Source organism: Gordonia phosphorivorans (assembly GCF_042432625.1).
GTDB classification, from domain to species: Bacteria; Actinomycetota; Actinomycetes; order Mycobacteriales; family Mycobacteriaceae; genus Gordonia; species Gordonia phosphorivorans.
This window is the reverse complement of record NZ_JBHLWV010000026.1, coordinates 18,092-39,922: the sequence shown is the minus strand read 5'-3', so window position 1 is coordinate 39,922 and position 21,831 is coordinate 18,092. Positions and strand designations below refer to the sequence as shown.

Sequence of the window (21,831 nt, the reverse complement as noted above, 5' to 3'; positions counted from 1 at the left end):
ACAGAGGAGATCGCGATGACCGACGACTTCCCCCTCAAGAAGGGCACCACGCTCACGACCGCCGTGCTCGGGGTGCCGGTGGGCGGGCTGGTCCAGGTGTGGGCCGGCAAACCCACCCTGTGGCGCCTCGTGGACATCGGCGGGTTCTCCGATGCCGTCGGTGTGGGGGCCGTGGCGCGCACCCAGATCTCGCCCGGCCGCTACCGCGAGGTCTGCCTGTTCGACGAGGCGACCGGCACGGTGGTGCTGCAGGAACGCCACTTCCTGGAGGCTGCGGCCGACCAGGGGTTTCAGGTGGGCGGGCGGGTGTTCAACGCCGAACCGCCCAGCGAGGTCTTCGGCGATCCGTGGGAGGACCTGAGCACGGCGGTCTTCCACGCGGCCGCACGCGCCTTCGAGCGCGGCGAGTTGATCGTCGTCGAACCCGGCGGCTGGGATGATTCCGACGGTCGCTACTGCCTGATCGGCGCCTTTCACGACGGCGGCATCGATCAGATCGTGCTGGAGACCTCCCCGGTGCCGGCCGGCAGCGAGGTGTGGCCGGCCACCGACGAGGAGCAGGGCCAGACGATCAGCGCGCCGGTGAGCGACGACACGCTGCGCGGCGCCGGCACCCTCGCCATCGACGCCGTGCACCGGTGGGGCGTGGCGCCCTGGGACGTCACGATCACCTATGTGGTGCCGCCCGAGGCGTTCACCGACCACGCCCCGGCACCAGCGGACTCCCCCACCGAGGAGCGGTGAGCACCGTGAGCGACCTGCCGCGCGTGGATCCGACCGGCGACATGTCCGCGGGTCTGCGCGCGTGCGCCCGCTTCCTCCGCACCTCGGTCGGACGCTAGACGGCGATCAACGTGGCCCCGCGGGTGGATCCGGTGCTGTTGCGGGCCACCGGGGGTCGCCTGAGCAGCGGCCTGATTCTGCCCACCGCGCTGCTGACCACCACCGGGGCCCGCAGCGGGCAGCCGCGCGTGAATCCGGTGCTGGTATTTCCACGACGGCGACGACGTCATCGTGGTGGCCTCCAGCTACGGGCGGGCCCGGCATCCGGCCTGGTACCACAACCTTCGTGCACACCCCGAGGTCACTCTCAGCCGGGCCGGCGGCGGGCCCGCCCGCACGGCCGCGGTGATCGACGATCCGGCCGAACTGAGCCGTCTCTGGGCGCTCGCCGATCGGGTGTACCCGCTGTTCGCCGACTACCGGACCGCTGCCGCCCGCGTCGACCGCACCATTCCGATGGTGAGGATCACCGCCGGCTGACCCAGCCGAACCAACCCGCGGCGCACTAGACTGAACGGCGAGCCCCGGGGAGGGGAGCCGTTGACGAGGAGGTGCACCGACCATGACCGAAGAACGCGAAGACGATTACGTCGGCTGCGACACGTGGGCAGCGCTGGTGTCCGGGCTCGCCGATTCCCTCCCGGAGATCCCCGTCGGTGTGACCATCGATTTCGGCCCCAAGGACATGCTGCTCGACGACGACTTCGACGCCGACGAGTACGACGATCCGCTCGAGGCGCTGTGCGCTCAGATCGTGGTCCTCGAACACGGCCGGTTCCTGGTCCGACGCTCCCGGGTCGTGATGGAAGCCAACAGCTACATCTCCCATGATGCCGGTGCGGCCACCCCGAACCGATGGTTCGAGGAGGAGCCGGGCGGCGACTGCACCGCGGGGGCGATCTACGTCGACGACGCTCATCTGGCCGCCGAGATCTGCGTGACCTGGCTGTCCTCGGAATCGGTCGACGAGGGTCCCACGGACTTCGGCTTCGACGTGAGCGAAGCGATCCGGCTGCCGGGTATCCCCCAGGTCAACAGCAGCTGGACGATCGACGACTTCCTGCGCCGCCTCGGTCACTGACCGTTCCGCTCCCCCGCGCCACGCACTGGCCGCGAAAAGGTCTAGCCCAGGTGGGCCTGCACCTCGGCGCTGCCCTTGTCCAGGCGTTCCAACCGACCCTCGGTCATGGACGCGATCTGATCGACCACCACGCGCATGCGTTGCGCATCGGTCTCGGCGGCCTGCCAGCGCGGGACCAGGATCGGATCGAGCCCGCCGGGCGCGGTGTTGAGCAGCAACGTCGCCACCCGATGGATCCGCTCACGCTGCCGGTCCTGCTTGGCCCGATGGCTGCGGTCGGAGAAGATGAATCGGAGCGCGACCGTCTTGAGCATGGCCACCTCGGCGGCCACGTCCGCGGGGATCGCCAGATCGGCGTCGTAGCGGCGCAGCGGGCGCGGGCCCTGCTGGTTGCGGGTCGCGGTGATCACCGAGGCCGCGAATCGGCCGATGAGTTCGGAGGTCAGCCGTTTCATGGCGACCAGCGAATCCAGCGAACCGTCGTATGCGCCGAGGTCGGTGACGATGGGCATCTCCGAGAGCCGTTGCGCGGCGGCGATCAACGACTCCGCGTTCGGCCCGTCGAAGTAGCGCACGCCCAACTCGGCGAGGTCGTTCTGGTCGTCGCGTGAACCCAGCTGCCGCAGATCGATGCGGCCGCTGACGATGCCGTCCTCGAGGTCGTGGACGGAGTAGGCGACGTCGTCGGACCAGTCCATCACCTGCGCCTCCAGGCAGCGGCGGCCGGCCGGCGCACCGCGCCGAATCCAGTCGAGCGCGGGTTCGTCCTCGGTGTAGGCGCCGAACTTGCTGCCCGGAGCCTCCCGGGTCCACGGGTACTTCAGGGTGGCGTCCAGCGACGCCCGGGTCAGATTGAGGCCCGCGCTCGCGCCGTCGGGCCCCAAGATCTTGGGCTCGAGCAGCGTGAGGATCCGCAGATTCTGCGCGTTGCCCTCGAAACCTCCGTAGGGCTCGGCCACCTCGTCCAGGGCCCGCTCGCCGTTGTGGCCGTACGGCGGGTGTCCGATGTCGTGCGCGAGGCCGGCCAGCTCCACCAGGTCCGGGTCGCAGCCCAGTTCCGCGGCGATGCCGCGGCCGATCTGGCCCACCTCCAGCGAGTGCGTCAGGCGGGTGCGCGGCGTGTCGCCCTCCCGCGGGCCCACCACCTGGGTCTTGTCGGCCAGTCGTCGCAGCGCCGCGCTGTGCAGCACCCGCGCACGATCGCGCGCGAAGACACTGCGGTGGTCGGCGGCCGGACGGTCGCGCTCGACCTGCTTGAGGGACTCGGGCACCATGCGCGCGGTGTCGTCGGCGTGGTAGTCGGCCAGACGCAGCTCGGGTGAGGAAGTCATGCTGAGATCTTCTCCTCGGGGGTCTTCTCCGCGGGGACGGTCACAGAACGGCGCTCGGCCGCCGACGGACAATGCCGTCGGCGGCCGAGACCGGTCACAGCGAGCAAGGTCAGCTGGTGGTCCAGCCGCGGCTGCCCGCCAGTTCCATCAGCTTGCCGCGGATCGCATTGATCTGACGCGCGGTGAGATCCGGCGAGGACTCCAGCAGCAGCTCGGTGAGCTCGTTGAACAGCGGACCGGAGTAGGTCTTGCGCTGCGGGCGGTCGTCGCGATCGCGACGGTCACGACGGTCGTCACGACGGTCGTCGCGACGATCGAAGCTGCCGCGACGGTCACCGCGATCGTTGCCACGTCGGTCGTCGCGGTCGCCGAAGCGGCCGCGACTCTCCTCGCGACGCGGTGCGCGCTCGACGGCCGGAGCCTCGCCGGGGGGCGCCTGCTCGGTGACCTTCACGTTGGTCGCCTTGGAGCCACGATCGGTGGCCTCCACCTCGAAATCCACCTTGGCACCCGGACGGAGCTGGCTCTCGTCGATGCCCTGGATGTCGTTGATGTGCAGGAACACATCGTCTCCGCCGCCCTCGGGCGACAGGAAACCGAAACCACGATTCGGGTCGTAATGCACGACCTTGCCGCTGACACTCACCACAAAACTCACTCTCCGCGACGCCGCTGCCTTCGGGCCCCTTGCCCGAGCGACGTTCCACTCGTCTACTATGCCTCATCCGCACTGCTCACACCCGCTTTACCGGGGCCAGGTCACACACCTGGTGTCGCAGGCCACGCCGCGAGCGCGGCGATCAGGTGCCGAGCAGCTTGCCGCCGAGGTATTCGGCGACCCGATCCAGCGCCACCCGCTCCTGCGTCATGGTGTCGCGCTCGCGGATGGTCACGGCGTTGTCCTCGAGGGTGTCGAAGTCGACGGTGACGCAGAACGGGGTGCCGATCTCGTCCTGGCGGCGGTAGCGCTTGCCGATGCCCTGTGCGTCGTCGAAATCGATCGACCAGTGCTGGCGCAGTTCGGCGGCCAGGTCGCGCGCCTTGGGCGAGAGCGCCTCGTTGCGCGAGAGCGGCAGCACCGCGACCTTGATCGGGGCCAGTCGACGATCCAGCTTCAGCACGGTGCGGGTGTCGGTGCCGCCCTTGGCGTTCGGCACCTCTTCCTCGGTGTACGCATCGCACAGGAAGGCCATCATCGACCGGCCGAGACCGGCTGCGGGCTCGATCACGTACGGGGTGAAACGTTCGCCGGTGGCCTGGTCGAAGTAGTTCAGGTCCTCACCCGACTCGCGGCTGTGCGTGGACAGGTCGTAGTCGGTCCGGTTGGCGATACCCTCCAGCTCACCCCACGGGTTGCCGCTGAAACCGAAGTCGTACTCGATGTCGGTGGTGCCCTTGGAGTAGTGCGAGAGCTTCTCCAGGGGATGCTCGAACAGGCGCAGGTTCTCCCGCGCGATGCCCAGATCGGTGTACCAGTCCATGCGGGCATCGATCCAGTACTGGTGCCACTGCTCGTCCTCGCCCGGCTTGACGAAAAACTCCATCTCCATCTGCTCGAACTCGCGGGTGCGGAAGATGAAGTTGCCCGGCGTGATCTCGTTGCGGAAGCTCTTGCCGATCTGCGCGATACCGAACGGCGGCTTCTTGCGCGTCGTGGTCATCACGTTCTTGAAGTTCACGAAGATGCCCTGCGCGGTCTCCGGGCGCAGGTAGTGCAGACCCTGCTCGTCGTCGACCGGGCCCAGGAAGGTCTTGAGCAGACCGGAGAAAGCCTTCGGCTCGGTCCACTCGCCGCGGGTGCCGCAGTCGGGACAGACGATGTCGCTCATCGGCGCATCGTCGGGGTTGTCCAGGCCCTTCTTCAGCGCGTAGGCCTCCTGCAGGTGGTCCTGCCGGTGCCGGCGGTGGCAGTTGGTGCACTCGATCAGCGGGTCGGTGAAGACCTCCACGTGACCGGACGCCACCCACACCTGGCGCGGCAGGATCACCGACGAGTCCAAGCCCACCACGTCGTCGCGCGAGGTGACCATGCTGCGCCACCACTGATCCTTGATGTTGTTCTTCAGTTCCACGCCGAGCGGGCCGTAGTCCCACGCCGAGCGCGTACCGCCGTAGATCTCACCGCACGGAAACACCAGACCGCGCCGCTTGGCGAGGTTGACGACGGCATCGACTTTGGACTGCACAGCCACGGTTACTGATCTCCACGCTTGAGGGTTAGGACTCACCGATGTCGCACGCCGCGAAAGCACGTGCCACACCCGATGTACAGGGTATCTCCCCCGCGCAAGCCACCCGCGCTCACATCGACGTCGACCCCGCTCGCACCGGCGCCTGCAATTGGGAACCGATTGCAATAAGCTGACGGGAGATCTTCCGAAAGGGGCCACCGTGACGCAGATCGACGTCGTGTCCGAGCCACCCTCGACCGCCGACCGCACCGCCGCGGGCGAACTGCTGCGCGCGCTGTCCGCGCCCGCACGGATCTCGATCGTGCTGGCCCTGAACGAGCGGGCCATGTGCGTCCACGAACTCGTCGACGAACTGCACCTCAATCAGCCGCAGGTGAGCCAGCACCTGCGCGTGCTGAAGAACTCGGGCGTGGTGGCCGGCTCCCGCCGCGGCCGCGAAGTGGAGTACACGCTGGTGGACGACCACATCACCCACATCGTCACCGACGCGCTGATCCACGTCACGGAGGGGCACTCCGAGGAGTCGGCATGACCGACCCGAAACCGGTCACCGGACAGCGCGCCACCAAACAGCGCGCGGCCATCGCCGACCTGCTGACCCGGAACGACGACTTCCTGTCGGCGCAGCAACTGCACGACCTGCTCCTCGCCCGCGGGGATTCGATCGGTCTCACCACCGTCTACCGCAATCTGCAGGCGCTCGTCGATGCCGGCCAGGTGGACGCCATCTGGGACGGCTCCGGCGAGACTCGCTACCGCCACTGCTCGTCCGAACATCACCACCATCTGGTGTGCCGCACCTGCGGGGCGGCCGTCGAAGTGCAGGGCGAACCCGTCGAACGATGGGCGGAGGCGGTCGCGCGGACCCACGGCTTCCGCGACATCTCCCACACCGTGGAGATCTTCGGCACCTGCGCGGACTGCGCCGCCCGCTGACCGCCGTCAACCGAGGGTTGACGCATGACCGACAACAAGCCCCTGGAAGCGCCCGTCCGTCTCGACGACCTCATCGACACCATCAAGCGACTCCACGACGAGCCGCTGCGCCAGCTGACCGACGCCGTGCTCACCGCCGATCACCTCGGCGACCTCGCCGATCACCTGATCGGACACTTCGTCGACCAGGCCCGACGCAGCGGGGCCTCCTGGACCGACATCGGCGCCAGCATGGGTGTGACCAAGCAGGCCGCCCAGAAGCGGTTCACCCCGAAGGATCCCGGCACCGCGTCGGACCTGGATCCGAACCAGGGGTTCAACGCGTTCACTCCCCGCGCCCGCAACGTCGCCGTGGCGGCGCACGACCTGGCTCACGCCGCAGGCAACGCCGAGGTGACGCCGGTCCACTTGGCCCTCGGGCTTCTCGCCGACCAGGAATCGCTCGCCGTCGCCCTCATCAAGGCATCCGGAATCGAATACCAGTTGCTCGGCGATGAACTCCGCGAAGCCCTGCCGCCTCGCGCGCCCGAGGTCCCCGACCTGGTCCCCTACGACGCCGGCGCCCGCAAGGCGCTGGAGCTGACCTTCCGGCAGGCACTGCGCCTGGGCCACGGCTACATCGGCACCGAGCACATCCTGCTGGCCCTGCTCGAGGTGGAGCACGGCGAAGGACCGCTGACCGATGCCGGCCTGGACGTCTCCGATCTGGAGCCCCGCCTGGTCGCGCTGCTCGCCTGGATGACCCCGCAGTCCTGAACGCACCCGGGCGGCGCCGGCCGGGTGCGTGCTGAGATGTGCTGAATTCTGAGGCCGAATCGGCAATGTGCCGCTGCCCCCGTCGAATTCAGCACATCTCAGCACTCGTCGGCGCGGTCCAGCGACCTGGCCAGCGCATTCGCGACCCGCCCGCCGCGGATCCGGTGTCGACCGGCCGCGGTGATCGCCCGAATGTCCTGCAAGGTCTCGTCCCAGCCGAACAGGACGTCGTCGTAGGTGAGTCGCATGGTGATCCACCCGTCGATCACCGCCCGGCGGTCGCGCGCCCGGTCCTTGGCAAAGGCGGCGACGTCGGAGTGGTACTGCCGACCGTCGCATTCGAGCAGCAGCTTCCCGATCCGCAGGTCGACACGACCGACACCGACAACGGTCGGCTGCACCACCACCGCGTAGCCCAGCGCCAGCAGCCGGAGCCGCACGATCGACTCGGTGCCCGACTCCGACCGCGCGTCGGTCCGGCCGAGCAGGCGCCGCACCGCGGGTCCGGGGCGGCCGAGCGCCGCGACCAGGTCGTCGGCGCTCGTCCCGGTCAGATGGAAGTACGAGTCGCAGGTCGCGACCCAGTCCTCTGCGCGCATGCAGCGCACCGCACACGCGAGCGCCCACGGCGCCGGGTCGACCGCCTCGACCACCGCGCGCACCCCGCCGAAGGCCGCACACCCGGGCCGGATCCCGGCACCGGTCCGCGCCCGGCGCACATGCGTGTCGGGATAGCCGGGCGGCACCCACAACCCGTGCCACTTCAGCGCCGACACGCAAGCGAGCGCCCCACCGGCGCGGACCGCGTCGGCGACCGTCGGGTCGTGGCTGGCAATCGCGAACCAGCCGGTCCGCAGGCGGACCAGGTCGCCGCTCGCCACTGCGCGGCGAATGCCCCGCATCGTCGTAGCCCATCGCCAGGAGGGCCTTGCGGGGGTACACCCCGGGATCAGCGCTCATGCTCCTTAGACGCAGCGGCCCCGCGGCAGAATCCCGGACACGCCGAGCGAGCACCCGGCGTGACAGTCAGGCGCTGCCGAACCGGCGGTCGCGCTTGGCGTACTCCAGGCACGCGGCCCAGAGGTCACGCCGGTCGAAGTCGGGGAAGAGCTTCTCCTGGTACACCATCTCGGCGTAGGCGGACTGCCACAGCAGGAAGTTGGACAGGCGCTGCTCCCCGGACGGCCGCAGGAACAGGTCCACGTCGGGCATGTCCGGCTCGTCCAGGTACCGCGCGAACGAGGCCTCGGTGATCCGCTCGGGATCGATCTCCCCGCGGGCGGCGCGGCGGGCGATCTCGCGCGCCGCGTCGGCGATCTCCGCCCGCCCGCCGTAGTTGACGCACATCACCAGGGTCAGCACATCGTTGTCCTTGGTGAGCTCCTCGGCCACTTCGAGTTCCTTGATCACGCTGCGCCACAGTCGCGGCCGTCGACCGGCCCAGCGCACCCGCACACCCATCTCGTTCATCTCGTCGCGGCGGCGGCGAATCACGTCCCGGTTGAAGCCCATCAGGAACTTCACCTCCTCGGGACTGCGGGTCCAGTTCTCGGTGGAGAAGGCGTAGGCCGACAGCCACTTGACGCCGATCTCGATGGAACCGCACACCGCGTCCATCAGGACGGCTTCGCCCCTCTTGTGCCCCTCGGTGCGCGGCAGACCGCGATCCTGGGCCCACCGGCCGTTGCCGTCCATCACCAGGGCGACGTGATCGGGCACGAACTGAGCCGGAATCTCCGGCGGCGTCGCACCGGACGGGTGCGGATCCGGCGGACGGATGGATCGCGGCGCCGGGGTCGGCTGCGAGCGGCGGGTCAGTCGTGCCATCGGCGGGCCTCTCCCTCAGTCGGTGTTGCAGCGGTTCGGTGGTGCAGCGGTTCGGTGGTGGATCGGTGCGGGGCGGCGCGGTCCGGGGACGATTCCGGTCAGGCCGTGGTGGCCGCGGTCGGGCTGGACCGTTCGATCAGCGGCAGCGTACGCAAGCGTCGTTCCAGATGCCATTGCAGGTGCGCGGCGATCAATCCGGTGGCCTGCCGCTGCTGCGACTCGGTGGTGGTGGCCACGTGGTCCCAGTGCCCCTGTGCCAGCGCGTCCATCAGCTCCAGCACACCGACCGACGGCGTGGCCGCACCGGCCGGGCGACAGTACACGCAGACCGCGCCGCCGGCCGCGACGTGAAAAGCCTTGTGCGGGCCCGGGTTCGCGCAGTGCGCGCAGGCGTCGAGCGAGGGCATCCAGCCCGCCGCGCCCATCGCCCGCAGCAGGAAGGCGTCGAGGATGTGCTGTTGGCGACGACGATCCTCGGCCAGCGCGGTCAAGGCGCCGACCGTCAACCGGTACAGCTGCAACGCCGGTACCCGCTCCTCGCCGGCCAGCCGCTCGGCGGTCTCCAGCACCGCGCACGCCATGGTGTACCGCGCATAGTCGCGCGCCATCGGCTCGCTGAAGGCGTTGAGGGTGTGTACCTGGGTCACGATGTCCAGGTTCCGGCCGGGATAGAGACTCACGTGCACGTGCGCGAACGGTTCCAGGCGAGCGCCGAACCTGGAGCGGGTCCGCCGAATCCCCTTCGCCACGGCGCGGACCAATCCGTGCTCGGCGGTGAGGAAGGTGATGATGCGGTCGGCCTCGCCCAGCTTGTGCTGGCGGATCACCACCGCTTCGTCCTGATAGTTCCTCACCGGGACATTCTCTCACCGAACGCCGACAGAACCGGCCCCGACGCGCACGGCTCAGTTCTTGCCCTTGCCGCCCTTGGTATCCCGGCGCGCGAGCGCGGCGTCGGCCGCGGCGTTCTCGGCCTTGGCCTCCTGCTTGCCGTCCCACCAGCGCCGCAGCACCAGGAAGCCCAGACCCCACGTCAGCACCGCGCTGGCGAACCAGACCACCACGGTCGACGCGATCCAGGCGCTGGCACCGCTGATGTTCAACGCCCCGGAGATCAACGTGGTGATCCACAGCGCCAGGAGCGTGGACACCAAGCCGATACCGCCGAGCAGCGCCGAGGCGTACTGGCGCGCGATGTTGAACACGAACGGCGCCAGCAACGACTGCAGCGCGGTGAAGATCGCGACCGCGATGAAGAAGCCCCCCAGCGAGATGTCGAAATCGGGGACCACCGCGTAGCAGATCAGAAAGGCGATCGCGGCGGACACGAGGTTGACCGCGACATTGAGCAGAAACCGGATCACGTTCATTCTCCTTCTAGGACGACCGCGTACTGCGCTCGTGGGAAGCACTGCCTGTGTTGATCATGCCCGCCGATCGGCGGCCACGGACGAACCCGCTCAGAATCCGAGGCGACCGAGCTGCTTGGGATCGCGCTGCCAGTCCTTGGCCACCTTCACATGCAGATCGAGGTATACGCGGCAGCCGAGCAGCTTCTCTATCTGCCCGCGTGCGACGGTACCCACCTGCTTGAGCCGAGACCCACGGTGGCCGATGATGATGCCCTTCTGGCTGTCCCGCTCCACATGCAGGACCGCGTGCACGTCGACCATCGGCGGATCCGACCCCTCCCGATCGATCACTTCCTCGATGGTCACCGCCAGCGAATGCGGCAGCTCGTCGTGGATGCCCTCCAGCGCCGCCTCCCGGATGAACTCGGCCATCAGCACCTGCTCGGGCTCGTCGGTCAGCTCCCCGTCCGGGTAGAACGCCGGCCCCGGCTCGCACAGCGAGACCAGCAGATCCGACAGCACGTCCAGCTGCTTGCCCGACTTGGCCGACACCGGGATCACGTCCGCCTCCGGCCCGAGCACCTCGGACAACCGCACCAGCTGCTGGGCAATCCTGTCCGGCCCCACCTTGTCGAGCTTGGTGACGATACCGACCACCTTGGTGCGCCGCGACAGCGGTTTGATCTGCTCGATGATCCACTTGTCGCCGGGCCCGATGGTCTCGTCGGCGGGAATGCAGAGGCAGATGATGTCCACCTCGGACAGGGTGTCGAGCACCAGGTCGTTGAGGCGCTTGCCGAGCAGTGTCCGCGGACGGTGCAGGCCCGGGGTGTCCACCAGCACCAGCTGCGCGTCCGGCCGATTCACGATGCCGCGGATCGCGTGCCGGGTGGTCTGCGGCCGGTTGGAGGTGATCGCCACCTTGTCGCCCACCAGCGCATTGGTCAACGTCGATTTGCCGGTGTTCGGTCGCCCCACCAGGCAGATGAATCCGGAACGGAACTCGGTGTCGGTCACTGCTGTTCTCCTCGCCGCGCGGCCCCGTCGCCGCCCTTTTTACGTTCCTTGGTCTTGCCTTTTTTCTCGGCGTCGCGGCCGCCGCTTTCGCGCCGCACCAGCACACTGGTGATGCGCTGGCGCCCCACCCGGTTGGGTCCGCCCTCTGCGGTGAGCAGCAGGCCGGACGTCTTCACCCGCGCGCCCGGCAGCGGCACCCGTCCGAGCTTCCACGCGATCAACCCGCCCACCGTCTCCACCTCGTCGTCGCCTAGCTCGACGTCGTACAACTCGCCGAGGTCCTCCACCGGCAGTCGCGAGGACACCCGGTACACGTCCGGCTCGATCTCCTCGATCGGCGCCCGCTCGTCGGTGTCGTATTCGTCGGCGATCTCGCCGACGATCTCCTCCAGCACGTCCTCGATGGTCACCAGACCGGCGATGCCGCCGTACTCGTCGACCAGCAGAGCCATGTGATTGTGCTGGGCCTGCATCTCCTCGAGCAGGTCGTCGAGCCGTTTGGAATCGGGCACGAACCACGGTTCGCGCATCACCTCCGCCACGGTCAGCTCGTTCTGCACCGTGCCGTGCGGGAGCATGCGTTCGACGACGTCCTTGAGGTACACCACCCCCAGCATGTCGTCGGGGTTCTCGCCGATCACCGGGATGCGCGAATGACCCGACCGCACGGCCAGGCTCAGCGCCTGCGTCGCGGACTTGTCCGATTCGATCCAGACGACCTCCGGTCGCGGCACCATCACCTCGCGGGCGTTGGTCTCGTCGAGTTCGAACACCGACTGGATCATCCGCCGCTCGTCGTCGTCGACGACGCCCTGCACCTGAGCCAGGTCCACCACTTCGCGCACCTCCACCTCGGTGGCGAACGGCCCGTTGCGGTAGCCGCGGCCGGGGGTCAGGGCGTTGCCGAGCAGGATGAGCAACCGCGTCACCGGGCGCAGCAGCAACCCGATGCCGGTGAGGAACGGGGCCGCGACCAGCGAGATCGAGTACGCGTGCTGCCGTCCGATGGTGCGCGGGCCCACCCCGACCGCCACGAACGACACCACCATCATCACGATGATCGCCACCACGATGCCCCAGGTGAGGCCCAGACCGTCCACGGCGACAATGGCCACCAGGACCGTCGAGGCGGTCTCGAAACCGATGCGCAGCAGCACCGTCAGGCCGACGTAGGTGGGGCGCTGCCGCACCACCTCGGCGAGGCGCTTGGCGCCGGGCCGCTCGTCCTTGACCATGTCGTCGGTGCGCGCCACCGACACCGTCATCAGCGCCGAATCGGTGGCCGCGAGAACGCCGGCGATCACCGAACACACCACCGCGACGATCAGGAAGACAATGTCCAGCGTCATGCGTCAGTGGCCGTCGGCCGGGCTGTCCGGGGTGGCGTTGAAGCCGATGTTGCGCAGCAGTCTGCTGTCCCGCTCGGCCTGCCGCTCCGCGCGCGCCCGCGCCTCCCGGGCGTCGTACCAGTCGGCGAGGATCTGGTTCTGCAGACCGAACATCTGCTTCTCCTCGTCCGGCTCGGCGTGATCGAAGCCGAGCAGGTGCAGGACCCCGTGCACGGTCAGCACCGCGAGCTCGTGCTCGTAGCTGTGCCGTTGCGACTTGGCCTGCTCGGCCGCGAACTCCGGGCACAGCACGATGTCGCCGAGCATGGCCGGTCCCGGCTCGTCGGCGTCCGGGCGCCCGCCCGGGGTGAGCTCGTCCATCGGGAAGCTCATCACGTCGGTCGGTCCGGGCAGATCCATCCACTGCATATGCAGATCGGCCATGGTGTCGTTGTCGACCAGCTGAATCGAGAGCTCGGCCGCGCGATGGACGTCCATCGCGCCGAGCGCGAAGCGAGCCACCTCGATGATCTGCTCCTCGGGCGCGTCCATGCCCGACTCGTTGAACAATTCGATACTCATCGTCGACGTCCTGCCTGTCCTCCCTGAGCACGACGTCGCGCGCGGTTGCCCGCGAGGACGTCACCTTCTTCGGCGCGACCGTAAGCGTCGACGATGTCGGCCACCAGGCGATGCCGCACCACGTCGGCACTGGTCAGCTCGGCGAAGTGGATGTCGTCGATACCGTCGAGAATGCGGGTGGCCGTACGCAGACCGCTCTGCTTGCCGCCGGGCAGATCCACCTGGGTGATGTCACCGGTGACCACCATCTTGGCGCCGAAACCTAGCCGGGTGAGGAACATCTTCATCTGCTCGCCGGTGGTGTTCTGCGCCTCGTCGAGGATGATGAAGGCGTCGTTGAGGGTGCGGCCGCGCATGTAGGCCAGCGGCGCCACTTCGATCACGCCGGCTTCCATCAGCTTCGGCACCGCTTCGGGGTCCATCATGTCGTGCAGCGCGTCATACAGCGGCCGCAGGTACGGGTCGATCTTCTCGCTCAACGAGCCGGGCAGGAAGCCGAGCCGTTCCCCGGCTTCCACGGCCGGCCGGGTCAGGATGATGCGGCTGACCTCTTTGCGCTGCAGCGCCTGCACCGCCTTGGCCATCGCGAGATAGGTCTTGCCGGTGCCCGCCGGGCCGAGTCCGAAGACGATGGTGTTGGCGTCGATCGCGTCCACGTATCGCTTCTGGTTCAGCGTCTTGGGCCGGATCGCCTTGCCGCGGCGGGCGATGATGTCCAGGCTCAGCACCTGCGCGGGCGTCGCGGCGACGGCGTCGTCGGACAGGATCGACATCGACTGCCGCACCAGGTCGGGGGTCAGGGCGGTGCCGGTGCGCACCAGCGCGATCAGTTCGGCCACTACCCGTTCGGAGGCTGCCACCTCGGCGGACGGGCCGCTCAGGGACAGACGGTTGCCGCGCACGTGGATCGTCGCGGGCAGTTGCGATTCCAGCGTCCGCAGGTTGACGTCGGCAGGTCCGAGCAGGCCGAGCATCTCCTCCTGCGCGATCTCCATGCTCGAGGTCACCGCACGGCCGGGCCGGTCGTCGTCGCTCACTAAGGTCTTCACTCCTGATAATCGCTGGTCGTTGCTTTGATCCTAGCCCGACGAACCGGCCGTCCGCGCCACGAGTTTCCGGTATCGCGACTCACTCGCCGACGCCTCAGAGTCCCAGTTCGCGCAGCGTCTGCCGATGCGCGCGGCTGGACAGATCCAGGAAGGCCGCATGATCGCCGGGTACCTCGGTGAGGGTCACCCGCTGCCCCCGCTCGCGCATCACGTCCACGTAATGCCTGCTCAGCTCGACGGGTACGGCGCGATCCTCGGTGGTGTGCACCACCGCGATCAGCACGTCGACCACGGGCGCATGCGCCGGCGACGCGTCGAGGTAACGCTGCGGCGCCTCGTCGTAGGAAGCGCCGAGGAAACGGGTCACCGACGGTTTGTCGCAGATTCCGTCGAGCGTGAGGTCCAGCACTGCCGACTGCGGAATGACCGTGGTGAACCGGTAGCGCTGCGTCCGCGCCCCGAGCCGGGCCACCGCCCAGGCGGCGAGCTGTCCGCCCGCCGAGTGCCCGACGACCGCCACATTCTGTTTGTCGACGACGATGCCTGCCAGGGCCAGCTCCTCGCTGACGGCCTCGTCGAGCAGCCGCAGCGCGGCCAGCACGTCGCGTCCGGTCTGCGGCCAGCCCCCGCCCTCCTCGACCCGGCGGTATTCGAGGTTCCAGACCACCGCGCCGCGCTGCGCGAGGTCCCGCGAGACCGAGCCGGCGATGGTCAGGCCGAACTCGGTGGACCAGGAGCCGCCGTGGATCATCACGATGAGCCGGGCGCGTTCGCCCGGTTCGACGTCGGGCAGGTACAGGTGCCCGAACTGCGACGGATGATCACCGTAGGCGAGCTTGCGACGCTTCATCGTCGGCGCACCCACCGATCGGTCACCGCGCCGAGCGCACCGAGCGCCACCGCTCCGGCCGCCCCCGTGCGCAGCACCTCGGGCCCCAGGACCACCGAGCGCGCCCCGAGTGCGCTCAGGTCCGCCACTTCCTGGTCGGTGAGCCCGCCCTCGGGGCCGATCACCAGCACCACCTCGGCGGCGCCGGTGAAGTCCACCTCCGCGAAGGCGGTGGCGCCGTCCTCGTGCAGCATGGCGACCACCCCGCCGTCGGCGTGCACGCGGGCGCACAGGTCACGAACGTCGATGGTGGTCGACAGGTCGCGGACCTCCGGGATCCACGGGCGACGGGCCTGCTTGGCGGCGGTGGCCGCGGTGGCGCGCCACTTGTCGACACCCTTGGCGGCCTTGGCACCGGACCAGCGGGCGATGCTGCGGGCGGCTTGCCAGGGGACGATTACGTCCACTCCGGCCTCGGTCATCAGATCCACGGCGAGCTCGGAGCGTTCGGCCTTGGGCAGCGCCTGCACGATCGTCACCGTCGGGGTCGGACGGGCCACGAACTGGATGCGACCGGCGCGCACCGTCAGCCGGTCCTTGCCGCTGACCTCGCTGACCGTGCCCTCGGCCCGGCTGCCGCGACCGTCCCCGAGGACCACCGACTCCCCGACCTGCAGTCGGGTCACGGTGACCGCGTGGCGGCCTTCCGGGCCGGTCACCAGCACGCTCTCGCCGGCGCGCGGAACCTCGTCGACCCAGAAGACCGGCGGCGTCATCGACCGGAGAACGCGTTGCGGAGTCGGGAGAAGAGGCCGTCCTTGCCGGCCCCCTTGGAACCGGCGGTGACCAATTCAACGTCGTCGTCGGCAGCGTCCCGGAGGCGCCTCAGCAGATCGCTCTGGGTGCTGTCGACCTTGGTCGGCACCACCACCTCCAGGTGCGCGTGCAGGTGACCGCGCAGACCGGTGTTCAGGTGCGGCAGGCCGCGGCTCTTCACCGTCACCACGGTGCCCGGCTGCGTTCCGGGTTCGATGGTGATGGTGGCGGTGCTGCCGAGCACGGTGTCCACCTCGATCTCGGAGCCGAGCGCGGCGTCGACCATCGGCACCCGGAGGGTGCAGTGCAGGTCGTCCTTGTCGCGGACGAAGACGTCATCGGGCTTCTCGCTGATCTCCACGTAGAGGTCGCCGGCGGGGCCGCCGCCGGGGCCCACCTCGCCCTGACCGGCCAGGCGGACACGCATGCCCTGCTCCACCCCGGCGGGGATCTTCACCGTCAGGGTGCGGCGTGCGCGCACGCGGCCGTCGCCACCGCACTTGGTGCAGGGGTCGGGGATCACTTCACCGGCGCCGTGGCATTCGGGGCATTCGCGCACCGACATGACCTGGCCGAGGAACGAGCGCTGCACGGACTGGATCTCGCCCTGGCCCTTGCAGGTGCCGCAGGTGACCGGCCGCGAGTTGTCGCGGGTTCCCGCGCCGTCGCACAGTTCACACAGGACCGCGGTGTCGACGGTGATCTCGCGATCGACGCCGGAGGCGATCTCGTCGAGATCCAGGGTCAGGCCGACCAGGGCGGGTTCACCCGGACGCACCCGCCCGCGGGGTCCCCGGCCGCCGCCGAAGCCGCCGCCACCCCCGCCGAAAAAAGTGTTGAAGATGTCGCCGAGGCCGCCGAAGTCACCGCCACCGCCGCCGAAGCCGCCCATGCCGCCGCTGGACAGCGGATCACCGCCGGCGTCGACGATGCTCCGCTTCTGCGGGTCGCTGAGCACCTCGTAGGCCGTGGTCACTTCCTTGAACCGCTCTTCTTCGTCCGGATTCACATCCGGGTGCAGTTCCCGTGCGAGGCGCCGGTAGGCGCGCTTGAGGTCTTGGTCGGAGGCGTCCCGGGAGACCCCGAGAATGCCGTAGTAATCACGAGCCACGTGCAGACAGTCCTTTACTTGCTCAACTTCTAGCGGCCGGCGAGCACTTCGCCGACATATCGCGCCACCGCCGCGACCGAAGCCATGGTGCCCGGGTAGTCCATCCGGGTCGGCCCGACCACACCCACGCCGCCGAAGACGGTGCCCGAAGCACCGTACCCGGTCGACACCACCGAGGTGCCTCGCAGGTCCTCCACCAGGGTCTCCTCGCCGATCTGCACGGTGACGGCATCGTTGTCGCGGGTGTGCGCCAGCAGACGCAACACCACGACCTGCTCTTCCAACGCTTCGAGCACCGTGTCCATTCCGCTGCTCGCCAACGCGAAGTCTCCGGCGCTGCGCGCCAGGTTCGAGGTTCCCCCGAGGACCAACCGATCCTCCGGCCGCTCCACCAGCGTCTCGATCAGCACGGTCGCGATCTCCAGGATGGGCCGCTGCAGTTCCGGCGGGGCGTCCTCGGTGAGCGCGGACACCGCGGCGGTCGCCTCGTCCAGGCGCTTGCCGTCCAGGGCCGCGCCGAACAGATTGCGCACCTGCGTCAGGGACGCGTCCTCCAGCCGGTCGCGCAGCGACACCATGCGCTGCTCCACGCGCCCGGTGTCGGTGATGACCACCAACAGGAGGCGACTGGGGCTCAGCGCCACCACCTCCAGGTGCCGCACGCGCGCGGTCGAGAGCACCGGGTACTGAATCACCGCCACCTGCTGGGTGAGTTCGGCGAGCAGCTTCACCGAGCGCCGCAGCACGTCGTCGAGGTCGACGGCGTGGTCCAGGAACGACAGGATGGCGCGCCGTTCGGCCTTCGACAGCGGCTTCACGTCGTGAATGCGGTCGACGAACAGTCGGTAGCCCTTGTCGGTCGGCACCCGCCCGGAACTGGTGTGCGGCTGGATGATCAGCCCCTCCGCCTCGAGCACCGCCATGTCGTTGCGGACGGTGGCGCTGGAGACCCCGAGGTGGTGGCGATCGACCAGCGCCTTGGATCCGATCGGTTCCTGGGTGGACACGAAGTCGGTCACGATCGCGCGCAAGATCTCGAAGCGGCGGTCGTCTGTGCTCGACACTCGGGCACCTCCCAAACAGACTTGTGCATATGGTGGATCGGAACCATCGCCGATGGTGCCCCCAATTCTAGTGAATAGACAGAGAGAACCGGGAACGATGATCTTCAAGAGTGTTCGGGAAGGCCGGCCGTACCCCCCGCTGCGCCTGACGACACGGGAATGGGCGCAGATTCCGCCGCGCCAGTTCCGCTTGGATCAGCTCACCCCGGTGACCACCGTCCTGGCCTTGGACAAGCTGCTGTCGGAGGACAGCACCTTCTACGGCGACCTGTTCGCGCACGTGGTCCAGTACCGCGGCGAGCTGTATCTGGAGGACGGCCTGCACCGCGCCGTGCGCTCGGCGCTGCGCAACCGCACCATCATTCACGCCCGACTGCTCGACCTCGACGCCGATTCCGGCGCGTTCGCCGTGTCCGCGCAGGCGCCGCTCGAGCGCACCGATCAGCTGGCCCCGGTGCCCGCCCGCCCGGCGAATCCGCGACGGGCCGGGCGCTCGGCCGGCGGCGGCGCCCATCGCGCCGGAGACTGAGCCTCCCTCAGTCGACGAGGATGTCGCGGATCACCCCGTCGGCGAGCAGCCGGCCGCGATCGGTGAGCACGTAGGCCTCGTCGTGCACGCTCAGCAGACCGGTGTCGACCGCCCGCGCCGCCCGCTCGGTTTCGGCGGCCGACAGCACCGCCACGGGCAGACCCGATCGCATCCGCAGGCGCAGCATCACCGTCTCGGTGTGCGCGTCCTCGTCGGTCAGCATCTCGAAGCCGCCCACCGGCAGCAGCCCCGACTCCAGTGAGTCGGCGTAGGTGGCGGGGTGTTTCTGATTCCACCACCGGACGCCGTTGACGTGGGAGTGGGCACCGGGACCGATGCCCCACCAGTCGTCGCTGCGCCAGTAGGCCTCGTTGTGTCGGCAGTGGGATCCGGTGCCGCCGGCCGCCCAGTTGGACACCTCGTACCACTCCATGCCGGCCTCGGTCAGGGCTGCGTCGACCTGCTCGTAGCGCGCGGCGAGCACATCGTCGTCGGGCATCGGGATCTCGCCGCGCCGCACCTTCCGGGCGAACGCCGTGCCGTCCTCGACGATCAGGGCGTACGCCGAGACGTGATCCACCGGCACCGACAGCACCGCCTCCAGCGAGGCCGCCAGATCGTCGTCGGTCTCCCCCGGGGTGCCGTAGATCAGGTCGAGGTTCACGTGCTCGAAACCGGCCGCGGCCGCCTCCCGTGCGGCGTCCAGCGCCCGACCCGGGGTGTGCCGGCGCTCCAGCACGCGCAGCACGTGCGTGGCCGCCGACTGCATGCCCAGGGAGATCCGGGTGTACCCGGCCTCGCGGAGCCCGGCGAAGAACTCCGGCGACGTCGACTCGGGGTTGGACTCGGTGGTCACCTCCGCGTCGGGCGCCAACTCGAACGACGACCGCACCGCACCGAGCAGGTCGGCCAGACCGTCGGCGCCCAGCAGCGACGGGGTGCCGCCGCCGACGAAGACCGTCTGCACGGGGCGGGTCGGGGTCAGGCGCGCCGCCGCGGCATCCAGTTCGGCGCGCACCGCCTCCGCCCACGCCGCCGGCGACGTCGACGAGCCCAGCTCGCCCGCGGTGTAGGTGTTGAAATCGCAGTAGCCGCAGCGGGTCGCGCAGAACGGCACGTGCAGGTAGAGACTGAGGGGCCGCGCGGGGTCGACGGCGGCCAGTCGGGCCTGGGCGGCACTGGACAACGGGGTCGGGGCCGCACGCAGACTCATGCCTCCATCATGGCCCACCACTGCGGCGCGAAGTTAAAATCACGGTGCAGATAATTGGCCGCCGGACTGGCCGGACGGCCCCCGGTCGTGCCACCATGGTCGACGTGACCACTTCGGGAGTCCGCCTCATCGCACGGCGGCATATCGACCTCATGCGCTGTGACAGCGCATCGTGTCTGGCGTAAAGCCCCTCCCCGTCTCACCCCTTCTGCGGCTCATCTCGGCGCACCGCGCCACCGATCCGCTTGTGCTGTTCCCAGTCCCCCGTGACGCATCGCACCCTCGATGCGCGAGGAGAATCATGACGCTGACCACCCCCGCCACGCCGAGCGACGACACCGCCGTCGCCCCGGCCGCACCGCGCAAGCGGGCACCGCGGAAGAAGGCGACCGAGGGCCAGTGGGCGCTCGGCTATCGCGAACCGCTGAACCCGAACGAGCAGATCAAGAAGGACGACGACCCGCTCAACGTCCGCGACCGCATCGTCGACATCTACTCCAAGACCGGCTTCGACGGCATCGACAAGGCCGACCTGCGCGGCCGTTTCCGCTGGATGGGTCTGTACACCCAGCGTGCCGAGGGCTACGACGGCACGCACACCCACGACGACAACATCGACTACCTCGAGGCCCCGTACTTCATGATGCGGGTCCGCACCGACGGCGGGCAGCTCGACCTGGACCAGGTCCGCACCCTGGCCGGCATCTCCCGCGACTTCGCGCGCGGCACCGCCGACATCTCCGACCGCCAGAACCTGCAGTACCACTGGATTCGGATCGAGGACGTGCCGGAGATCTGGCGTCGTCTGGACGCGGTCGGCCTGCAGACCACCGAGGCCTGCGGCGACTGCCCGCGCGGCATGCTCGGCTCCCCGCTGGCCGGGCTGTCGGCCGACGAGGTGATCGACGCGACGCCCGCCATCGACGAGATCAAGCGCCGCTACATCGGCAACCCCGAGTACTCGAACCTGCCGCGCAAGTTCAAGACGGCGATCTCCGGCCAGCAGGACGTGGTGCACGAGATCAACGACGTGTCCTTCGTCGGCGTCGAGCATCCCGAGCACGGCCCCGGCTTCGACCTGTGGGTCGGCGGCGGCCTGTCCACCAACCCGATGTTCGCCCAGCGCCTGGGCGCCTGGGTGCCGCTGGACGAGGTGGCCGACGTCTGGGAGGGTGTGATCGCCATCTTCCGCGACTACGGCTACCGCCGGCTGCGGTCCAAGGCCCGGCTGAAGTTCCTGGTCAAGGACTGGGGCGTGGAGAAGTTCCGCCAGGTGCTCGAGGACGAGTACCTCGATCGTCGCCTGATCGACGGCCCGGCGCCCGAGCAGCCCAAGCATCCGATCGACCACGTCGGCCGCACCAAGCAGGTCGACGGCCGCAACGCGGTGGGCTTCTCGGCGGTTTCCGGCCGCCTGTCGGACACCGTCCTGTTCGCCATCGCCGACGCCGCCGAGCGCGCCGGCAGCGATTCGGTGCGCTTCACCCCGTACCAGAAGTTGGTGATCGTCAACGTCGCCGACGACAAGCTGGCCGGTCTCGACGCCGACCTGGAGGCCGTGGGCCTCACCTCGCGCCCGTCGCGGTGGCGTCGCAACCTGATCGCGTGCACCGGCCTGGAGTTCTGCAAGCTCAGCTTCACCGAGACCCGCAGCCGCTCGCAGGCGCTGGTGCCGGAGATGGAATCGCGCCTGGCCGAGCTGAACGAGCAGCTCGACGTGCCGATCACCATCAACTTCAACGGTTGCCCCAACTCGTGCGCACGCGTGCAGGTGGCCGACATCGGCCTCAAGGGACAGCTGATCAACGACGCCGACGGCAACGCCGTCGAAGGCTTCCAGGTGCACCTGGGCGGTTCGCTCGGCTTCGACAGCGGTTTCGGCCGCAAGCTCCGCCAGCACAAGATCGTCGCCGACGACGCGACCACCTACATCGAACGTCTGGTGCGCAATTTCATCGACGGCCGCCACGAGGGCGAGCGATTCGCCGAATGGGCCGTCCGCGCCGACGACGCTCGACTGCAGTGAGGAGTAGCC

At 69.1% G+C, this 21,831-nt stretch carries 24 protein-coding genes and 1 pseudogene; 9 read left to right on the top strand and 16 right to left on the bottom strand.

What is annotated here, in order from left to right:
- Positions 1 to 15: 15 nt before the first annotated feature.
- The 4 genes and pseudogenes from ACFFJD_RS14295 to ACFFJD_RS14280 all read left to right on the top strand — a co-directional run bounded on the left by ACFFJD_RS14295 (position 16) and on the right by ACFFJD_RS14280 (position 1,864).
- A complete protein-coding gene (locus tag ACFFJD_RS14295; RefSeq protein ID WP_382365296.1) occupies positions 16 to 744 on the top strand; it encodes a hypothetical protein in 729 nt (242 codons plus the stop codon).
- Between the two features lie 110 nt (positions 745 to 854).
- Positions 855 to 938, top strand: a pseudogene (locus ACFFJD_RS14290) (nitroreductase/quinone reductase family protein); the annotation flags it as partial.
- A gap of 76 nt (positions 939 to 1,014) precedes the next feature.
- Positions 1,015 to 1,263, top strand: a complete 249-nt coding sequence (locus ACFFJD_RS14285) for a nitroreductase family deazaflavin-dependent oxidoreductase (protein WP_382365294.1) — start codon at positions 1,015 to 1,017, stop codon at positions 1,261 to 1,263.
- An 82-nt stretch (positions 1,264 to 1,345) separates the two neighbouring features.
- Positions 1,346 to 1,864, top strand: coding sequence for a hypothetical protein (locus ACFFJD_RS14280; protein WP_382365292.1), 519 nt, complete (start codon positions 1,346 to 1,348; stop codon positions 1,862 to 1,864).
- Positions 1,865 to 1,905: 41 nt separating this feature from the next.
- On the opposite strand, the gene ACFFJD_RS14275 is transcribed toward ACFFJD_RS14280, so the two are convergent.
- The 3 genes from ACFFJD_RS14275 to ACFFJD_RS14265 all read right to left on the bottom strand — a co-directional run bounded on the left by ACFFJD_RS14275 (position 1,906) and on the right by ACFFJD_RS14265 (position 5,387).
- Entirely contained in the window at positions 1,906 to 3,195 is a 1,290-nt protein-coding gene (locus ACFFJD_RS14275) for a deoxyguanosinetriphosphate triphosphohydrolase (RefSeq protein WP_382365290.1), read from the bottom strand.
- Positions 3,196 to 3,304: 109 nt separating this feature from the next.
- Positions 3,305 to 3,841 carry a cold-shock protein gene (locus ACFFJD_RS14270; protein ID WP_382365347.1) on the bottom strand — a complete coding sequence of 179 codons (537 nt, stop codon included), beginning with the start codon at positions 3,839 to 3,841 and terminating at the stop codon, positions 3,305 to 3,307.
- A 154-nt stretch (positions 3,842 to 3,995) separates the two neighbouring features.
- Positions 3,996 to 5,387 carry a glycine--tRNA ligase gene (locus tag ACFFJD_RS14265; protein WP_382365288.1) on the bottom strand — a complete coding sequence of 464 codons (1,392 nt, stop codon included), beginning with the start codon at positions 5,385 to 5,387 and terminating at the stop codon, positions 3,996 to 3,998.
- A gap of 199 nt (positions 5,388 to 5,586) precedes the next feature.
- Between ACFFJD_RS14265 and ACFFJD_RS14260 the strand changes: the two genes are divergently transcribed.
- From ACFFJD_RS14260 to ACFFJD_RS14250, 3 genes are read left to right on the top strand one after another with little or no spacing between them, the layout of a single operon-like run.
- Positions 5,587 to 5,919, top strand: coding sequence for an ArsR/SmtB family transcription factor (locus ACFFJD_RS14260; RefSeq protein WP_382365286.1), 333 nt, complete (start codon positions 5,587 to 5,589; stop codon positions 5,917 to 5,919).
- The gene (locus ACFFJD_RS14255) at positions 5,916 to 6,323 is read left to right on the top strand and encodes a Fur family transcriptional regulator (protein WP_382365284.1); all 408 of its coding nucleotides are present in this window, start codon (positions 5,916 to 5,918) and stop codon (positions 6,321 to 6,323) included. The genes ACFFJD_RS14260 and ACFFJD_RS14255 overlap by 4 nt, the downstream gene beginning before the upstream one ends.
- A 24-nt stretch (positions 6,324 to 6,347) precedes the next feature.
- Positions 6,348 to 7,079: a Clp protease N-terminal domain-containing protein gene (locus ACFFJD_RS14250; RefSeq protein WP_382365282.1), complete on the top strand. Its 732-nt coding sequence runs from the start codon at positions 6,348 to 6,350 to the stop codon at positions 7,077 to 7,079.
- Positions 7,080 to 7,177: 98 nt separating this feature from the next.
- Here the strand turns inward: ACFFJD_RS14250 and ACFFJD_RS14245 are convergent, their stop codons facing one another.
- The 12 genes from ACFFJD_RS14245 to hrcA form a co-directional block, all read right to left on the bottom strand.
- Positions 7,178 to 7,981 (bottom strand): putative endonuclease domain-containing protein, encoded by an 804-nt coding sequence (locus tag ACFFJD_RS14245; RefSeq protein ID WP_382365280.1) that lies wholly within the window; start codon positions 7,979 to 7,981, stop codon positions 7,178 to 7,180.
- Between the two features lie 124 nt (positions 7,982 to 8,105).
- Complete coding sequence (locus tag ACFFJD_RS14240) at positions 8,106 to 8,906, bottom strand: isoprenyl transferase (RefSeq protein ID WP_382365278.1); 801 nt, start codon at positions 8,904 to 8,906, stop codon at positions 8,106 to 8,108.
- A gap of 98 nt (positions 8,907 to 9,004) precedes the next feature.
- A complete protein-coding gene (recO, locus tag ACFFJD_RS14235) occupies positions 9,005 to 9,760 on the bottom strand; it encodes a DNA repair protein RecO (RefSeq protein WP_382365276.1) in 756 nt (251 codons plus the stop codon).
- A gap of 51 nt (positions 9,761 to 9,811) precedes the next feature.
- Positions 9,812 to 10,270 (bottom strand): hypothetical protein, encoded by a 459-nt coding sequence (locus ACFFJD_RS14230; protein ID WP_382365274.1) that lies wholly within the window; start codon positions 10,268 to 10,270, stop codon positions 9,812 to 9,814.
- Between the two features lie 96 nt (positions 10,271 to 10,366).
- Entirely contained in the window at positions 10,367 to 11,275 is a 909-nt protein-coding gene (gene era, locus ACFFJD_RS14225; RefSeq protein WP_382365272.1) for a GTPase Era, read from the bottom strand.
- Positions 11,272 to 12,624, bottom strand: coding sequence for a hemolysin family protein (locus ACFFJD_RS14220; protein WP_382365270.1), 1,353 nt, complete (start codon positions 12,622 to 12,624; stop codon positions 11,272 to 11,274). The genes era and ACFFJD_RS14220 overlap by 4 nt, the downstream gene beginning before the upstream one ends.
- 3 nt (positions 12,625 to 12,627) lie before the next feature.
- Positions 12,628 to 13,185 carry an rRNA maturation RNase YbeY gene (ybeY, locus tag ACFFJD_RS14215; protein ID WP_382365268.1) on the bottom strand — a complete coding sequence of 186 codons (558 nt, stop codon included), beginning with the start codon at positions 13,183 to 13,185 and terminating at the stop codon, positions 12,628 to 12,630.
- Positions 13,182 to 14,180, bottom strand: a complete 999-nt coding sequence (locus tag ACFFJD_RS14210) for a PhoH family protein (protein ID WP_382365345.1) — start codon at positions 14,178 to 14,180, stop codon at positions 13,182 to 13,184. The genes ybeY and ACFFJD_RS14210 overlap by 4 nt, the downstream gene beginning before the upstream one ends.
- 148 nt (positions 14,181 to 14,328) lie before the next feature.
- Complete coding sequence (locus ACFFJD_RS14205; protein ID WP_382365266.1) at positions 14,329 to 15,084, bottom strand: alpha/beta hydrolase family protein; 756 nt, start codon at positions 15,082 to 15,084, stop codon at positions 14,329 to 14,331.
- Entirely contained in the window at positions 15,081 to 15,839 is a 759-nt protein-coding gene (locus ACFFJD_RS14200; RefSeq protein WP_382365264.1) for a 16S rRNA (uracil(1498)-N(3))-methyltransferase, read from the bottom strand. The genes ACFFJD_RS14205 and ACFFJD_RS14200 overlap by 4 nt, the downstream gene beginning before the upstream one ends.
- Positions 15,836 to 16,990, bottom strand: coding sequence for a molecular chaperone DnaJ (dnaJ, locus tag ACFFJD_RS14195; protein ID WP_382365262.1), 1,155 nt, complete (start codon positions 16,988 to 16,990; stop codon positions 15,836 to 15,838). Before dnaJ ends, ACFFJD_RS14200 begins: the two co-directional genes overlap by 4 nt.
- A 29-nt stretch (positions 16,991 to 17,019) precedes the next feature.
- A complete protein-coding gene (gene hrcA / locus ACFFJD_RS14190) occupies positions 17,020 to 18,054 on the bottom strand; it encodes a heat-inducible transcriptional repressor HrcA (protein WP_382365260.1) in 1,035 nt (344 codons plus the stop codon).
- Positions 18,055 to 18,151: 97 nt separating this feature from the next.
- On the opposite strand from hrcA, the gene ACFFJD_RS14185 reads away from it, so the two are divergent.
- A complete protein-coding gene (locus tag ACFFJD_RS14185; RefSeq protein ID WP_382365258.1) occupies positions 18,152 to 18,583 on the top strand; it encodes a type II toxin-antitoxin system VapB family antitoxin in 432 nt (143 codons plus the stop codon).
- Between the two features lie 7 nt (positions 18,584 to 18,590).
- Here the strand turns inward: ACFFJD_RS14185 and hemW are convergent, their stop codons facing one another.
- Complete coding sequence (gene hemW, locus ACFFJD_RS14180; protein ID WP_382365256.1) at positions 18,591 to 19,796, bottom strand: radical SAM family heme chaperone HemW; 1,206 nt, start codon at positions 19,794 to 19,796, stop codon at positions 18,591 to 18,593.
- Positions 19,797 to 20,097: 301 nt separating this feature from the next.
- Between hemW and ACFFJD_RS14175 the strand changes: the two genes are divergently transcribed.
- Entirely contained in the window at positions 20,098 to 21,822 is a 1,725-nt protein-coding gene (locus ACFFJD_RS14175) for a nitrite/sulfite reductase (RefSeq protein WP_382365254.1), read from the top strand.
- The last annotated feature ends 9 nt before the right edge of the window (positions 21,823 to 21,831 follow it).

Excerpts from the sequence above, each read along its gene's own strand:
- ACFFJD_RS14200 (WP_382365264.1), bottom strand. The coding sequence starts at position 15,839 with ATGACGCCGCCGGTCTTCTGGGTCGACGAGGTTCCGCGCGCCGGCGAG.
- ACFFJD_RS14275 (WP_382365290.1), bottom strand. The coding sequence starts at position 3,195 with ATGACTTCCTCACCCGAGCTGCGTCTGGCCGACTACCACGCCGACGAC.
- ACFFJD_RS14255 (WP_382365284.1), top strand. The coding sequence starts at position 5,916 with ATGACCGACCCGAAACCGGTCACCGGACAGCGCGCCACCAAACAGCGC.
- ACFFJD_RS14245 (WP_382365280.1), bottom strand. The coding sequence starts at position 7,981 with ATGCGGGGCATTCGCCGCGCAGTGGCGAGCGGCGACCTGGTCCGCCTG.
- ACFFJD_RS14175 (WP_382365254.1), top strand. The coding sequence starts at position 20,098 with ATGACGCTGACCACCCCCGCCACGCCGAGCGACGACACCGCCGTCGCC.
- hemW (WP_382365256.1), bottom strand. The coding sequence starts at position 19,796 with ATGAGTCTGCGTGCGGCCCCGACCCCGTTGTCCAGTGCCGCCCAGGCC.
- ACFFJD_RS14220 (WP_382365270.1), bottom strand. The coding sequence starts at position 12,624 with ATGACGCTGGACATTGTCTTCCTGATCGTCGCGGTGGTGTGTTCGGTG.
- ACFFJD_RS14205 (WP_382365266.1), bottom strand. The coding sequence starts at position 15,084 with ATGAAGCGTCGCAAGCTCGCCTACGGTGATCATCCGTCGCAGTTCGGG.
- ACFFJD_RS14250 (WP_382365282.1), top strand. The coding sequence starts at position 6,348 with ATGACCGACAACAAGCCCCTGGAAGCGCCCGTCCGTCTCGACGACCTC.
- ACFFJD_RS14210 (WP_382365345.1), bottom strand. The coding sequence starts at position 14,180 with ATGGAGATCGCGCAGGAGGAGATGCTCGGCCTGCTCGGACCTGCCGAC.
- ACFFJD_RS14240 (WP_382365278.1), bottom strand. The coding sequence starts at position 8,906 with ATGGCACGACTGACCCGCCGCTCGCAGCCGACCCCGGCGCCGCGATCC.
- ACFFJD_RS14295 (WP_382365296.1), top strand. The coding sequence starts at position 16 with ATGACCGACGACTTCCCCCTCAAGAAGGGCACCACGCTCACGACCGCC.
- ybeY (WP_382365268.1), bottom strand. The coding sequence starts at position 13,185 with ATGAGTATCGAATTGTTCAACGAGTCGGGCATGGACGCGCCCGAGGAG.
- ACFFJD_RS14280 (WP_382365292.1), top strand. The coding sequence starts at position 1,346 with ATGACCGAAGAACGCGAAGACGATTACGTCGGCTGCGACACGTGGGCA.
- ACFFJD_RS14185 (WP_382365258.1), top strand. The coding sequence starts at position 18,152 with ATGATCTTCAAGAGTGTTCGGGAAGGCCGGCCGTACCCCCCGCTGCGC.